The following is a 12,962-nucleotide window of genomic DNA, read 5'->3' as shown; positions in this document are numbered from 1 at the left end:
TATATAAAATTTTTCCTTGTATGATATAATGGGAATGAATTTTATTTAAAGGATGTACAATGAAGTATTTTAAATCTGTGGTAATTCTATCTCTTGTAGTATTGAATTTAAATGCTGGATGCTGGAATGATTCGGAGTGTCCTAGTTCTCAAGTTTGTGAGTGTTCTTCATCATCTAGTACTGGAAATTGTGATGCAGTTGGAAAGTGTGTTGATAGAGATAAGTATACACAAGATGGAATAAAAAGTAATGATAAAGCGAAAGCAAACTGGACATATATTGTAAAACATGTAGGTTCAGATTTAGAATTTTCTTTTACTAGTAATCCTAGTGTAAGAACGATTAGACATCATACCTCTTCAGGATATGTTCCCTATGTAGATTTAACTATGAAAAAAGGCGATAAGTTAATTGTATCAAAAGGTCAATGGCTTCATGGAGCAGTAAATAATAACTGGTCGTATCTAATTGATGCAGACAATAGATAAAAAATAAACAAGGAGTATAAATGTACAAACTAGATGAAGTAAAGCAGTATATAGAAGAAAATATAAAAGGATTCTTTGAATATGACAAAATTGAACCTTTATATAATATGATTTCTAATCCTGAGAAAAGAGTGAATGATGATGATAAAAAATGGGTTGCTTATGTGACTCAAGCTTCAGAGGATAGAACAGTAGTTAATGCAATGAAAGAAATTTTGGAGATTGAAGAGGTAGATTGGATTTTGACAGAGAAAAAGAAAGTTATAGAAGCTGTTGATAAAGTTGGAGAAATTTTTATAAATTTAGATATAGAAATGAAACCAAGAATACCTTTTTATGTATTGGTATTAAACGAGCTAGTAGAATAATTTTCATCCTCAAGCACTTCATCCAACTTCCCCGATAGGAATATCAACGAGGGGTCAATCAACCACCTTTAAAATCATACAATATGCGATTTTAAGGGTGTTTTTTTCTTGTCTAAATTTTTAATGACTCAATCCAAAAAGCACCTCTTAAAACTAATAAGTATAAAATGTTTTTTGAAAATATTTAACTCCTGAAAAATCATCAAAAGTCAGTACATCAACAACAAGAAATATCCAATTTTTTCAAAAACCATATTTTGCATATAGAACTTCAAAGGTGGCAAAATATTACATTTGACACTTATTATCGCATTGTAGTTAATCGGTGGGATTAATCGTCCTAGTATTTTAAATTTATAATTTTTATATTATGAAAACATCAACACTTTTTACAATGCTTTGAAACTTACTAGATGCAAAGCCCCTAGATTTAGAATTCTTAATTAATGTAGTTGAAAAACATAATCTTGATTTTAATGATACTTGTGAGATGGTAGAAGCTACATATTGACATCCCAAAGCGGATATAAATGTTTATATCTATGAAGCTCTTGAACAACTAGCACAAAAGTTTATTAAGACTAATGAGAATCTTTTTAAAACTGAGGATGATAAAGAGTATACAATTTTTACAAATTATTTAGATAGTCATATTTGGTTTAGTTCAGAAGAGGTTCAAAGTAAGTTTGAGAAAGAGGGTATTTAAGCCTTTTTTACCTCTTTTTATAGTACTTTTACTCGTAAAAAATTGTAATTGCTACTTATAAATTTTTAAAAAAATTATGAGTAATCTCATAATGTAACACAACACTAATTATATAGTATACTTTTTTTATGATAAAAAACAAGCAAGTCTTTTTGTAATCTTTTTCCATCTTTTTCTTTTAATTCTACACCAATACAAAAATAATAATTAGATTTAATTTTTATTCTTTTTTCTATTATTTTATATATTGGGTAGTGTTTAAATATATGTTCGTATTTTTTAAATATGCTATTTTTTTCTTGTTGAGTAAACAAGCTTTTGCTTGAAGCAATTTGTAAAAAATATACTTTATCTTTCTTATTAATAAAAGATGTATCAACTATTTGAACCATTCTATCTAATTTAATTTCATTTTTTTTAATATTCGTCTTAGTAGTATCAATGTTTGATATAATTTGTGAATTAGTAGTATTATGGTCTATAATCTTCTTATTATTCGAAGAAACTATTAATGTAATAAAAAGAGAAGAGACAATAAAAGAAAAAGATATAAAAGCAAATAATAGTGCTTTCCCAACCCATAAAAACTTTAAGTTTTGAACTAGTAAAGCTCTCAACATAGACTCGTAAAGACTTTTCACCATTACATCATTACTTTTACTATTTATTAACATGTTTAATGATTGTGATGTACCTTTTGTTTGTTTTTGCCAAAAATTTTCTGTAATCACATAATATGCATCCAAAAATCTTCTTTTAATACTTTTCCAACGATTAGGGTGTAAATGTACCCAATTATTAGAATCATTAGCAATTTCATGAGAAATATAGGAACGAGGTAGTATTGTTAGCATTGCAGAAAATACAGAAATTCCTGAAAAAAATAAGCCTGAAATCCAAAAAAAATCAACACAGTTTTTCCATGTTTCATCTACATTCATAATTTCATCAAATAAAACACCTAAAGCCGCTAAAGAAAAAGCAACTATCGTAAGGGCAAAACTTGCTTTTGTATCTGCTAGTACAACATCTTTATATGTGTAATCTCTTATTTGTTCTAAATATGTATATTTTTGCTCTACTGATATCTTATCTTGATTATTCTTTTTAACCATAATTTCAGTTAACCTATTTTATGCCCTAGCTGATAATATTCATCTAACCACCAATCCTTTAATGGAAGAGTAGAATTTTTAAGTGTTGTAATATATTCTTTTATATCGTATGAAACTTTTTTTAATTGTACTGATAAGTTATCATCCCTACTCTCTACAATCGCATATTCTGCAAAAGGTGATAAAGATGGAACAGAAGGTGGTGTATTAAAGGGAAATTTAAATGCACAACCGACACTGCCTGGATTAACTACAAACATATTACGATATTGCCTAACCATTTGAACATGAGTATGTCCTCCTACAGCAATACGAATAGTCTCCCCAACTTCTTGAAAAATTTTATCTAATTGTTCTTCTTCAGATTCTGAATAAATAGAACCTGTAGTTGAACTTGGTGTACCATGATAACAATACATAGTTTTGTTATTATCTAAATCAATTATTTTTGTCGATTCAAATTTTTTTAAAAAATTTAAATCACTAGAGTCAATATTATCCAAACACCAATATATAGTGTCATTTAGTAGTTTTCCTTTGATATCATATTCTTCTGCATTATCAGGATAAAATAATGCTTCCTCATGATTTCCAATAATACAAGGACAATTTAATTTTTTTAATGTTGCTATAACTTCTCTTGGAGAAGGACCTAAAGTTGCAACATCACCTAAGCAAATTATTAAATCCACTTTATTTATGTTTATATCTTTTAATACAGCAGATAAAGCAGAGTTATTAGCATGTATATCCGAAATTATTGCAATTTTCATAAAATTCCTTTTTTCTAATTTAATTAATAAGAGGGATTGTTTTTCCTGAACTATATATCTCAATCAAACTTGACTCAAAACTATCTATTTCATTATTATCTCTGTAAACGAAATCTTGACAAAATTCATCAGATAAATTTAGATACACAGATGAAGTAATATATGTTGAAAATTCTTTTTCATTAATTCGTGTAAAGTTCGCGGCATAATTTGCAGCTCTCCCTATCCAAAGAAGATCATAATGTTCCCATATATCTGTTTTAACAGCTGAAAGGCCTGAGGAATCAATTCCAATAACATGCCCCATCTTGTATTTAAGTTCAGGAAATAAAGTATCAATTTGAGGCTGAATAATATTAGATACTACCCAATGGATTTGAAATGCACATTTTACAGCATTATTTTCTTTAGTATCTCCAGTAAAAATAGACATAATTCCATCTCCCTCAAATGCTGTAATAACTCCACCAGAATGCTTAATTATATTAGCAACTATTGTTAAATATGACTTTAATAACCATGATGAAAATTTTGTATCATGATAATCAATCAGATTAGTGGTACCTCCAAAATCTGCGAATAATACTACCCCTGTTAAGTTATATACACCATTATAATCATCAAAATCAGTTTTGCAAGGAACAAATGATATGCTACGCATTAATGATATTTCATCTTTTATCAACTCAAGCTGTTTAAATAGTTGCTTTTCTAAAGTCATATCATTAAACATCATTTTTTCCTCTTCTACTTATAAAATACTATGACACTAATATTAACAAAAATATATCATATTTTTATCATAAAATAAATGCTTAATCAATTTTATCCCCCTTCCAAATTTCCCTCAAAAAACCCAACATTTTTATTACTCAATTTTTGAATTTTACTAATAGCTTCACTACTCAAAGCAGTTGTACCATTTGCTATACTTTCATTTACAACATCACTTCCAAGCATTTTGTTAAACAACTTGATAAAATGCTTTTTTTCTAGTGAGCTAATATCTTTATCTCAGAAGTCCTTATTAAAACCTATATTCCCAGTTTTTAAATCAATTGGAGAATCAAGTCCAAACTTTCAAGCTCCTCTGTTTATAAAGGAAATTATCGTATCTGTTTTTCATTTAGAGATTATGTCAAACCCTATAGCTTTGAAGAATTTTAAAAGTTTTAGTTGTCTCTTTTTCTCTTCGTTTTTTTGTTGTAGTAGTTCTTTAAATTCAGCATTGTATTTTTGAACTATAGTTTTTTCTATCTTTGTCATTTCAAGTTCTATTTTTTTAAACTTGTCTTGTATGTTTTCAATTTTCAATCTAAGCTCTGCTTCACTTTTGACATCTTTTAGTGAGTAAATATCTGCTTGAGATATTTGTATATTTGAGTCAATTGGTAAATCTTCATAAACTCATTCAAGTTTACTAAAAACACTCATATCAAGATTTGAAAAAGATTTGGAGATACTCTCAGCGATTTTTGTTTCATCCCAATTTTGTGCTAGATTTTTTAATAAGCCACCAAAGGGAGCATATGCTCCCTGAAGAACGGCGAAGCCGTTCTTAAAATCATCCATCTCTCTTGCACACTCACTATTTATTTCATTTAATGCTTGTTTATCTAGTTTTTCTTCAAAAGCATAATCACTTCCTATAAGTCTCATTTTTGAAGTAGATGATTTTAGGTCTATATCTATTACTCATCCACTAGATTTTTCAACATCTTTTATAATTTCATCTGTATCAAATGCTGTTTTGTTGTCTATTCTTTCTAAAGGTTCTAAAATATCTTTAAAACTTGGGTCTAAATCTATTAAGGTATTTTTGAATTCTTGGTATTGTGGATTGTTTGGATTAGCTCAACCTAATTCGTTGATGATAGATTTTAAAACATCTCAATTTTTCAACTCGTTTAGCACAACTTCTAAAACTTCAACTTTTTTCTGATTGTTTTCATTTGAGTTTTCGAGAGTTTGTAATTTTTCAAAACTATAGAATCATTTTACTAGATTATCAAATTTTGGGTCTCAATCATAAATTCACTTTGGAAGTATGTTTTTGATCTTTTGATATTTTTCGCTAGTTTTTTGATACTCTTTGTTTTGGGCTTCTGATTCTTGATTTTTTAAAATAGCAAAAATCTCTCATCTTGTTTTTGTAGTCAAACTTTTAAGAACTTCATTATCTAAGGTTTCAAGTCTTGGTCTTAATATATCTTCTTGCTCATTCGATACATCAAGCACATTTAAAACATCATTTACTTTCACTAAATGATTATAGTTTTTTTCATTTTGCTCTATTTTTTTAACTCTTTCATCGAGCTTCTTTTGATATTCGGGTGTGTCTTTTAAACTAGGTCATTCATTTATATGGGATGACATTCATTCTATTCACATAAAAGGATTGTTAAATTTGTAAGATTTTAGGAGTTATATAGATGTTATCATATTTTTTGATGTGGTGCAAAAAAAAGGCTAGTATTTTATAGCCTTTTTTATTTTTTGTCTTTTTCTATGACATTTACTATTTCATCTAATTTTTTACCTACTTTTTTAATGCTTTCAGTTTCTTTTTTCATTTCATCAGTTTTTTTACACATTTTCAAAAGATTTTGAAGCATTGCTTCTTCTTCCGCTTTAGTGTACTCTTTAGCAAAGGCTATCGTTGAAAAGAGTAATAGTACTGAGAGTAGTAAGTTTTTCATTGAGAGTCCTTTTAAATATATTTACATAAATATATTGTATCTTATTTTTAAAATACTAAAAAACTATTCTCTTATAGCCTTTGTATTGTTTTTGTCTTTTTCTAGAACATTTACTATTTCATCTAATTTTTTATTTACCTTTTTAGCACTTTCAGTTTCTTCACACATTTTCAAAAGATTTTGAAGCATTGCTTCTTCTTCCGCTTTAGTGTACTCTTTAGCATATACTTGGGAAACTAAAAAAAGTGTTGTAAAAAATAAAAATATTGTTTTCATGATTTACTCCTAATTACCATTTTTTTGAGCCATTGCCACCTTGTTTTTGTTTTTTATGCTCACCGCTTTTTGTTTTTGGCTTATCGCCTTTTTGATGTTTTTTTTCTGCCATTTTGTACTCCTATATTCTCTTTGCTCTGTATTCAATATCATCAACTTCATCGGAAAGTTTTCTTAAGTCAGACTCATATTTATTTGATTTATTAAAATCATCTATCACAGAACTTAATTCCATACTCAAAAATCCCATATCATTACATTGACTAGCTGTAAAGTGGGATGGTACATTTGAGGGGTTTAAAATTCCAACATTCAAACTTTTTATTTTCTCTTGAACATCATCAAACATATCATCTATAGACATCTATCAACCTTTTTATTTACAATTTACATAGTCTGGTTTAATACCTAAACTACTAAATTTTGCCATGCTAATGACTCTGCTTCATCTTTACTACTTGCCGTTACCTTTACCATTTTTTCAGGCTTTCCATTTATGTAAGCCCAACATTCATAACTCATCATTCAATTTTACCCCCCTCAGCAACTAACTATAGTTAGTTGCTGAGATATTCTATAGCTCATATACTTATGGTTAGCTTAACTATAGGTAGGTAAAGAATGAAAGAAACTACTATTACAGATAAAAAAATGCTCAAAATTTACAAGAAAATTGGGCGAAATGTGAAAGATGTGAGAACTGAAAAAGGTGTATCTCAATTAGCTCTAGCGATTGCAATAGGACATAAAGCAGTTGGAACTATTTCAATGGCTGAAATTTGCTTAAACAACAAGCACTTTAACATAGAACATTTATACAAAATAGCAGAGGTTTTAGAAGTTGATGTTTGTGAGTTATTGAAGTGATATTAAAAAAAATTTGATAGAAAATAAATATTAGAGAATGTATAATTGAGAAATTCAATATAAAGGTGTAATATGAAATTTACAGGTGAATTTTCTTATGAAATCAATAATGAAATCAAAACATATGATTCTACTGATATAACAAGTGGAGAAATAATAAAAATATCCGAACCTGCTTCTAGAGAAGATAATGAAGTATTTATTCAAACATATACATTAGAAACAGATGAAGGGATAATTGAATATGAAACAACCTATTACATATCGGTACATGGAACTACATCAAGTACAGAATTGACAAAAATCCCTACAAATATAGAACCTATAGAAACATTTAACATTATAGAAGCAGAGTACGATGAAGATGATAAATAAATAAACTTCAAAAGTAGTAATATAAAAATCATCCCTAAAATTTAAGGTTTAGTTAATGTCCCATCAATATAATAAAAAATTGTAAAGCTTGACTTAGTCTTTACAATTTTTTGTTCCAAAAAATTGACATCTACACTCTTGTATATTTCGCTAATTTAAGCCAAAAAACATAGTTAATTATTTGACAGAATTTTTAAAAGTGTGTTAGGATTATTATGTCGCGACACACTTTATTATTAATCATTTTTCAAAATGAGCTTATTCCGCAATTTATTAAAAATCAAAATCGCAGATAAAGATATTGTTTTAAAATCGGTGTATGTTAAAAATGCTTTGCCTGAAAATTCAGAGTGAACATATTTTACATACTACTATGATCTAGTGCATCATAGTTTTTATATAGATGATATAACAAATACCTGTGATAACAAAAGAACAAGTGCTATCAATATCATAGAGACAATTATAAACAATGCTTTTTTTCAAGAACTGGGAGTTTTAAATCCAATAATGAAAAAAATACTTTTAACTAAAAAGCCAAAAGTATTTTGTATCTATCGTCAAAAAAAACATTTCGTTATTATTGATAAAATCAAACTTCAAGTAAAAAGAAATAGACAAAGTGAGATAGTATGATTTTTCCAACCATCATGGGAAAATGTTCTCAAGAAAACTTTAGATGAAGTAAATCTCAAGAATTCCACAGAGAGCAAATAGTCTATTGCAAAGCAATAGAGCAAGTTTGCATATGCTCTTGAATTCTATAGAATTCAAATCACAAATGCGAAACTTGTTTAGGGAGACTAGGATAAATCCTATCCCTAAAGACCCTTAACCTCACTTGCTTCCGCTTGTTGAGTTATGGTGTTGTGCAATTTAATTTCATGTGAGTATTCTGAAATTAATTGATAACCTTTACTCATATCATTTTTATTGATAGCCTTAGTGATTAAAGTATGTAAAATAGTTTTTCCATTTTTATCACTAATAAAAAAGATATTTTTAATATCATCTATATTGTAATAATATATTGTAATGATATTATTATTTATATAACTACCATCATGGGGAATATAAATAAAATCACTATCAATTATTTCATCTTGTTTATATATTTGTTGTGAAAAAGACTCTGCAAAATTTGAGTTTACAAAAAGTTTTAAATCTTGATTTAAAGACTGCAAATATATGGGATTAAAAGATTTTGGTTGAACAATGAACCACGGAGTTGATGTTCGATTCAAAACAATTTTACCATCTTCCAATTTTGCATTATTCCATTGGTCTAAATTTTTATCAATATATAAAGCTGTTAATGTAGCAATTATTAAACCTATCATTGCATTCACAAAACTAAGTTTTAATAAATTATCATCAATCCAAGGTAAAACCCAGTTATCATATGCTTTATGAGCTAGAGCAACAAAAAAAGCATAAAGAAATATAATTGGATTCAAAAAATCATTAATATCTAAATCATATGACATTGCATAAAATACAGCTAATAAAATAACAATGGTACTCGTTGCAATGAAATGCTTTTTTATCATTACCATAAGCATTGTAAAGGAAGTTAAGATAATAGTATTAAGTAAAATAATTTTTTGCATATCAAGAAGATAAAATATATCTTTTGTTTGATAACCTAAAAGGATTAAAACTACTATATCTATAGAAAATAGGTATAGAACAGCAACTAAATATATAAGCGGTAACGATTTTTCTTTGAAAGTAGATTCTAAGAAATTTAAAATAGCAGACATTGAGTTTCCTTATGTTAAAGTTTAAGGAAACATTGTATTTAAAAAAGTAATTTTATTTCAGAAATTTGGCAAATTGTTAGAAAACTATATCATTAAACAATTTAATCAATTTGGTTTATATTGGATTTTATAATTATCCTTGTTTGAATTTACAATTAATACAAAACGATGTTTGTGTAAATTATATGCAAAGTTAAAAGCTTTATTAGAGATATTTAAATCATGAAATATATATCCAAAACAATATCTTTTTTCATTAGTTTTTGGATTTAAGATATAGCTATTTTTAGAAAATTTATGTTCTGCTCTAGGGAAATTTTTATGTATTTTTATAGAACATGAACTATTAAATATATCTTTTTTATTTTCTTCATAAGGCTTTACATCACTATTTAAAACTAGAAAATACTCTTTAGTTTCAATACTGCTATTATCTTTATTTGTTATTGTAGTAGTGTTATTTGATAAAGAGAGGTACCCTACAACAGCTGCAACAATCAAAGCTAATGAAGCTATAACATGTGTATATGTGATATTAAAAATTGACCACCTAGATTTTTTGCGAAAAGGAATATAATAACTTGTTTTATTCTCTTGAAAACTCTGTTGTAGAGCAAGAAGTTCATAAAATATTTCATCTAGTATTTCATAAATTTCTTTTAGTTCATCAACTTTTTCTTTTTCTTTCAAATTATCTATAATATTTGAAAAAGATGTAGAATATTTTTCTATTTGATTTTTAGAAAAAGTTTCAAAGTTTTTTTCTATTTGAGATAACTTATGTAAAAAAGTTTCTGTTGAAACAATATTCTTTTTTTCTGATAATTCTACAATCTCATAATAAAATTTGTTTTTATTATATTCTAAATTTGTTTTATAGACATCTATTAATATCAACAATTGTTTAATTGCTATATAAAAAAAATCAGCTCTTAAACTTTCAATTTCGTTATTTAACTGATTACGAATACTATTATAATCGTGTTTTATTTGTTTTAAACTATGATAAGTTTTGAAAACTAAAAAAAATTTAAAAGAAGATTTATGATATAAATTATGTAACTTGATTTTTTCTTTTTCAAAAATATTCAAATAATGTTTTACTTTAACATAATCTCTAGGATTTTCAAGATACTCTTTTTTTATTTTTTTTAAATGAGCATACAACTCTTGAATATTATTATTTTCATCTAGTAAAGACTTAATATTTTCGGTATAGCCTACTCTTTTGTTTTTTGTCATGCTATCCTTGCAAAAATACGACAAACTCTTTCTTTTGTTCTATCTATAAGACTTTCATGAGGTAATGAGTCAAGTTTTCTTATTTTTAAAAAATCACTTTTTTGTTGAGGTTTTAGTTGTGGTCTTTTATAATATCTATTATGTTTAGCTCTTAATCGTCTACCTTCTTGACTTAAAGGTTCACCATTTTTTTCAAGAAATTCTTCTACAGACATAAACATAAATATAAAATCCTTAAGGGTTAAAATATATGTAATTCTAATATTTTTATGTTAATATAATCTTAATTTATAAAAATGCAAATTTTTATAAATCTATCTTCCTCTACTAAATTCATCTTCTAAACTCTTCATCCCTCTATCTAAAAAAAAGTGAATAGTAGATGTTAGAGTTTGGCGATTGAGTAAGGTCTGCATATTCTTTAAATGCTCATATTCACTCTCTGTAAAAGTAAGCATTACTTTCTTATCTCTTCTCTCGCTTTCATCACGAAGCGGTGGTCTTCCAGCTTTTTTTGTTTTCTCTGACATAATTATCCTTTAGAGCTATTATATTATACTTAGTATAAATATTTATTTAATAATATTTAATCAAATCTCTTCAAATCATTTTTTAGTTATATTTTCATATTATTACTAAGTATTAATTAACTTTTTATATGTAAAAATTAGAATAAGAAAATATAAGGAGTCATATTATGAACTTAGATGAAAAAGTAGTATTTGAAACTCTCTACTCAAAATACAAAAAAATAGCTCTTTCAAAAAAAGAGATGTCTCGTGAAACAGGTCAATCTATTTCAACTCTTGATAGATTAAGAAAAAATGGTCTTGGATGTTCATATATCAAACAAGGTAATGGGGATATATTTTATCCGCTCATTGAACTTGCAAAATATTATTGTTCTCAGGTTATAAAAACTCTATAATTTTTAAGGCAAAAACTATGTCAAAATATCAACAGGAGTATAAAAAACTCTATCACGAAAAAAATAAAATCATCACTTTCCCTCTAACTAATATCTTCTATGAAGAGCTTAGAAAAAAAAGCCTTAGTTATGATTTGTCTGTAAACTCTTATGCAAAACATATCATCACTAACTTTTTAAACAAAAATGATAAACCGCTCCTAACTATAGAAGAAAAAGAGTATATTGAACAATATATTCTTATCAGCAGAGGGATAGCAAATAATCTCAATCAGCTTACTCATAAAACACATATAGGCAAGGTAGTTGATATTGATATTTTAATATCTTCCCTAAAGCATTATGAGGATGAATTTAAAAAATTCGTTACAAAAAAATCATGATTATAAAATCAACAAGTAGAAAATCAAATAGTTTCTCACAACTTTTTTCCTATCTACATAGAGAAGAAAGTTTTGAAGCAAGAAGCTTTAATATGTATGGAAGAACAAAACAAGAACTGCTTCGTGAGTTTTTAGAAAATGCAAAATATCTTAAAAATTCTCGTGGCAAAGTCTATCTTTATCATGAAATAATATCACTTGAAAAAGAGTTAGAAAATTCAAGAGAGATGTTATTTGATTTAGCTAAAAAATATATTCAGCTAAGAGCTGAAAACCATCTTGTTTATGCAGTTGTGCATAATGACACAAGACACCCACATATCCATCTAATTATTAGTGCAAATGAAATACAAAAGGACAAAAGAAAAAGACTTACTAAAACTCATTTTAAAGAAGTACAAAAAGAGCTTGAAGAGTACAAAAATCAAAAATATCTACACTTATCAAAAACTTATATCTATGAAAATAAGCAAGATATTCTCAAAACATCAAGAGCTGAACAAGAGATGAAACACAAAAGAAATCAAACTCCCAAAAAAGAGTATCTAAGAGATAAGCTAGAGAAAATCTTTTTAAATAGCACTTCTCAAAAATACTTAGAAAATGCTCTAAGAAACAAAGGATTTAGCATATATTCAAGAGCTTCAACTATAGGTGTAATCTTTGAAAATAAAAAATATAGACTCAAAACTTTAGGACTTGATAGAAGCTACAGACAAACTCTTATGAATATCCAAAGAGTAGAAAAAAGAGAAGAAAAACGGACACAAACAAAAAAATCAAGAGCCAATCTAAGAGAAACAAACAATCATAAATATCAAGATAGAAACCACTCAAGATGAAAAAGAAGAATTAAAGCCAAGAGATAAATCACACATTTCTCGTTATAATAAATCATTATTTTTTACAGAAAGGTAAAAAGCAAAAATTTGCTTTTAGGTGTGAATGGAACTTTTAGGATTAGTCATTTTTATTTTTA

The 12,962-nt window shown here is 26.8% G+C and carries 22 protein-coding genes; 8 read left to right on the top strand and 14 right to left on the bottom strand.

The features are described from left to right. Positions 1-59: 59 nt before the first annotated feature. Together ACQY56_RS00715 and ACQY56_RS00710 are read left to right on the top strand one after the other, a co-directional pair. Positions 60-488 (top strand): hypothetical protein, encoded by a 429-nt coding sequence (locus tag ACQY56_RS00715; RefSeq protein ID WP_428737429.1) that lies wholly within the window; start codon positions 60-62, stop codon positions 486-488. Positions 489-508: 20 nt separating this feature from the next. Further along, the gene (locus tag ACQY56_RS00710; RefSeq protein ID WP_428737428.1) at positions 509-856 is read left to right on the top strand and encodes a hypothetical protein; all 348 of its coding nucleotides are present in this window, start codon (positions 509-511) and stop codon (positions 854-856) included. 810 nt (positions 857-1,666) lie between these two features. Here ACQY56_RS00710 and ACQY56_RS00705 read toward each other — a convergent pair. The 10 genes from ACQY56_RS00705 to ACQY56_RS00660 form a co-directional block, all read right to left on the bottom strand. After that, positions 1,667-2,677 carry a hypothetical protein gene (locus ACQY56_RS00705; RefSeq protein ID WP_428737427.1) on the bottom strand — a complete coding sequence of 337 codons (1,011 nt, stop codon included), beginning with the start codon at positions 2,675-2,677 and terminating at the stop codon, positions 1,667-1,669. Between the two features lie 8 nt (positions 2,678-2,685). Continuing rightward, positions 2,686-3,450 (bottom strand): metallophosphoesterase family protein, encoded by a 765-nt coding sequence (locus tag ACQY56_RS00700; RefSeq protein WP_428737426.1) that lies wholly within the window; start codon positions 3,448-3,450, stop codon positions 2,686-2,688. A 19-nt stretch (positions 3,451-3,469) separates the two neighbouring features. Continuing rightward, complete coding sequence (locus ACQY56_RS00695) at positions 3,470-4,183, bottom strand: hypothetical protein (protein WP_428737425.1); 714 nt, start codon at positions 4,181-4,183, stop codon at positions 3,470-3,472. A 92-nt stretch (positions 4,184-4,275) separates the two neighbouring features. Next, positions 4,276-4,422, bottom strand: a complete 147-nt coding sequence (locus ACQY56_RS00690; RefSeq protein WP_428737424.1) for a hypothetical protein — start codon at positions 4,420-4,422, stop codon at positions 4,276-4,278. A 150-nt stretch (positions 4,423-4,572) separates the two neighbouring features. Then, entirely contained in the window at positions 4,573-4,764 is a 192-nt protein-coding gene (locus tag ACQY56_RS00685) for a hypothetical protein (protein ID WP_428737423.1), read from the bottom strand. Positions 4,765-4,857: 93 nt separating this feature from the next. Then, entirely contained in the window at positions 4,858-5,109 is a 252-nt protein-coding gene (locus ACQY56_RS00680) for a hypothetical protein (protein ID WP_428737422.1), read from the bottom strand. Between the two features lie 480 nt (positions 5,110-5,589). Beyond that, complete coding sequence (locus tag ACQY56_RS00675; protein WP_428737421.1) at positions 5,590-5,712, bottom strand: hypothetical protein; 123 nt, start codon at positions 5,710-5,712, stop codon at positions 5,590-5,592. A 227-nt stretch (positions 5,713-5,939) separates the two neighbouring features. Next, the gene (locus ACQY56_RS00670) at positions 5,940-6,149 is read right to left on the bottom strand and encodes a hypothetical protein (RefSeq protein ID WP_428737420.1); all 210 of its coding nucleotides are present in this window, start codon (positions 6,147-6,149) and stop codon (positions 5,940-5,942) included. 63 nt (positions 6,150-6,212) lie between these two features. Further along, positions 6,213-6,425, bottom strand: coding sequence for a hypothetical protein (locus tag ACQY56_RS00665; RefSeq protein ID WP_428737419.1), 213 nt, complete (start codon positions 6,423-6,425; stop codon positions 6,213-6,215). A gap of 121 nt (positions 6,426-6,546) precedes the next feature. Next, positions 6,547-6,789, bottom strand: a complete 243-nt coding sequence (locus tag ACQY56_RS00660; protein ID WP_428737418.1) for a hypothetical protein — start codon at positions 6,787-6,789, stop codon at positions 6,547-6,549. A 257-nt stretch (positions 6,790-7,046) separates the two neighbouring features. Here ACQY56_RS00660 and ACQY56_RS00655 point away from each other — a divergent pair, with 257 nt between their 5' ends. From ACQY56_RS00655 to ACQY56_RS00645, 3 genes are all read left to right on the top strand, one after another. Next, complete coding sequence (locus ACQY56_RS00655; RefSeq protein ID WP_428737417.1) at positions 7,047-7,292, top strand: helix-turn-helix domain-containing protein; 246 nt, start codon at positions 7,047-7,049, stop codon at positions 7,290-7,292. Positions 7,293-7,364: 72 nt separating this feature from the next. After that, positions 7,365-7,667: a hypothetical protein gene (locus ACQY56_RS00650; RefSeq protein WP_428737416.1), complete on the top strand. Its 303-nt coding sequence runs from the start codon at positions 7,365-7,367 to the stop codon at positions 7,665-7,667. Positions 7,668-8,048: 381 nt separating this feature from the next. Next, the gene (locus ACQY56_RS00645) at positions 8,049-8,303 is read left to right on the top strand and encodes a hypothetical protein (RefSeq protein WP_428737415.1); all 255 of its coding nucleotides are present in this window, start codon (positions 8,049-8,051) and stop codon (positions 8,301-8,303) included. Between the two features lie 185 nt (positions 8,304-8,488). On the opposite strand, the gene ACQY56_RS00640 is transcribed toward ACQY56_RS00645, so the two are convergent. From ACQY56_RS00640 to ACQY56_RS00625, 4 genes are all read right to left on the bottom strand, one after another. Beyond that, positions 8,489-9,430: a hypothetical protein gene (locus tag ACQY56_RS00640; RefSeq protein ID WP_428737414.1), complete on the bottom strand. Its 942-nt coding sequence runs from the start codon at positions 9,428-9,430 to the stop codon at positions 8,489-8,491. 105 nt (positions 9,431-9,535) lie between these two features. Next, the gene (locus tag ACQY56_RS00635) at positions 9,536-10,672 is read right to left on the bottom strand and encodes a hypothetical protein (RefSeq protein WP_428737413.1); all 1,137 of its coding nucleotides are present in this window, start codon (positions 10,670-10,672) and stop codon (positions 9,536-9,538) included. After that, on the bottom strand, positions 10,669-10,887 hold the full coding sequence (locus ACQY56_RS00630; RefSeq protein ID WP_428743697.1) for a hypothetical protein: 219 nt from the start codon (positions 10,885-10,887) through the stop codon (positions 10,669-10,671). The genes ACQY56_RS00635 and ACQY56_RS00630 overlap by 4 nt, the downstream gene beginning before the upstream one ends. 99 nt (positions 10,888-10,986) lie before the next feature. Continuing rightward, positions 10,987-11,202: a hypothetical protein gene (locus ACQY56_RS00625; protein ID WP_428737411.1), complete on the bottom strand. Its 216-nt coding sequence runs from the start codon at positions 11,200-11,202 to the stop codon at positions 10,987-10,989. A gap of 167 nt (positions 11,203-11,369) precedes the next feature. Between ACQY56_RS00625 and ACQY56_RS00620 the strand changes: the two genes are divergently transcribed. From ACQY56_RS00620 to ACQY56_RS00610, 3 genes are read left to right on the top strand one after another with little or no spacing between them, the layout of a single operon-like run. Beyond that, positions 11,370-11,600, top strand: a complete 231-nt coding sequence (locus ACQY56_RS00620; RefSeq protein WP_428737410.1) for a hypothetical protein — start codon at positions 11,370-11,372, stop codon at positions 11,598-11,600. 17 nt (positions 11,601-11,617) lie between these two features. Next, positions 11,618-11,983 carry a plasmid mobilization relaxosome protein MobC gene (mobC, locus tag ACQY56_RS00615; protein ID WP_428737409.1) on the top strand — a complete coding sequence of 122 codons (366 nt, stop codon included), beginning with the start codon at positions 11,618-11,620 and terminating at the stop codon, positions 11,981-11,983. Beyond that, positions 11,980-12,825: a relaxase/mobilization nuclease domain-containing protein gene (locus tag ACQY56_RS00610; protein WP_428737408.1), complete on the top strand. Its 846-nt coding sequence runs from the start codon at positions 11,980-11,982 to the stop codon at positions 12,823-12,825. Before mobC ends, ACQY56_RS00610 begins: the two co-directional genes overlap by 4 nt. Positions 12,826-12,962: the final 137 nt, after the last annotated feature.

The organism is Sulfurimonas sp., from assembly GCF_050296975.1.
Lineage (GTDB): Bacteria > Campylobacterota > Campylobacteria > Campylobacterales > Sulfurimonadaceae > Sulfurimonas.
This window is presented reverse-complemented; position numbering and strand designations above follow the sequence as displayed.

Bases quoted from the DNA above. Each gene is read 5' to 3' on its own strand.
- ACQY56_RS00695 (WP_428737425.1), bottom strand. From the start codon at position 4,183: ATGTTTAATGATATGACTTTAGAAAAGCAACTATTTAAACAGCTTGAG.
- ACQY56_RS00625 (WP_428737411.1), bottom strand. From the start codon at position 11,202: ATGTCAGAGAAAACAAAAAAAGCTGGAAGACCACCGCTTCGTGATGAA.
- ACQY56_RS00710 (WP_428737428.1), top strand. From the start codon at position 509: ATGTACAAACTAGATGAAGTAAAGCAGTATATAGAAGAAAATATAAAA.
- ACQY56_RS00665 (WP_428737419.1), bottom strand. From the start codon at position 6,425: ATGAAAACAATATTTTTATTTTTTACAACACTTTTTTTAGTTTCCCAA.
- ACQY56_RS00715 (WP_428737429.1), top strand. From the start codon at position 60: ATGAAGTATTTTAAATCTGTGGTAATTCTATCTCTTGTAGTATTGAAT.
- ACQY56_RS00650 (WP_428737416.1), top strand. From the start codon at position 7,365: ATGAAATTTACAGGTGAATTTTCTTATGAAATCAATAATGAAATCAAA.
- ACQY56_RS00610 (WP_428737408.1), top strand. From the start codon at position 11,980: ATGATTATAAAATCAACAAGTAGAAAATCAAATAGTTTCTCACAACTT.
- ACQY56_RS00640 (WP_428737414.1), bottom strand. From the start codon at position 9,430: ATGTCTGCTATTTTAAATTTCTTAGAATCTACTTTCAAAGAAAAATCG.
- ACQY56_RS00670 (WP_428737420.1), bottom strand. From the start codon at position 6,149: ATGAAAAACTTACTACTCTCAGTACTATTACTCTTTTCAACGATAGCC.
- ACQY56_RS00630 (WP_428743697.1), bottom strand. From the start codon at position 10,887: ATGTCTGTAGAAGAATTTCTTGAAAAAAATGGTGAACCTTTAAGTCAA.
- ACQY56_RS00680 (WP_428737422.1), bottom strand. From the start codon at position 5,109: ATGAGACTTATAGGAAGTGATTATGCTTTTGAAGAAAAACTAGATAAA.
- ACQY56_RS00700 (WP_428737426.1), bottom strand. From the start codon at position 3,450: ATGAAAATTGCAATAATTTCGGATATACATGCTAATAACTCTGCTTTA.
- ACQY56_RS00655 (WP_428737417.1), top strand. From the start codon at position 7,047: ATGAAAGAAACTACTATTACAGATAAAAAAATGCTCAAAATTTACAAG.
- ACQY56_RS00705 (WP_428737427.1), bottom strand. From the start codon at position 2,677: ATGGTTAAAAAGAATAATCAAGATAAGATATCAGTAGAGCAAAAATAT.
- ACQY56_RS00660 (WP_428737418.1), bottom strand. From the start codon at position 6,789: ATGTCTATAGATGATATGTTTGATGATGTTCAAGAGAAAATAAAAAGT.
- ACQY56_RS00620 (WP_428737410.1), top strand. From the start codon at position 11,370: ATGAACTTAGATGAAAAAGTAGTATTTGAAACTCTCTACTCAAAATAC.
- ACQY56_RS00635 (WP_428737413.1), bottom strand. From the start codon at position 10,672: ATGACAAAAAACAAAAGAGTAGGCTATACCGAAAATATTAAGTCTTTA.
- mobC (WP_428737409.1), top strand. From the start codon at position 11,618: ATGTCAAAATATCAACAGGAGTATAAAAAACTCTATCACGAAAAAAAT.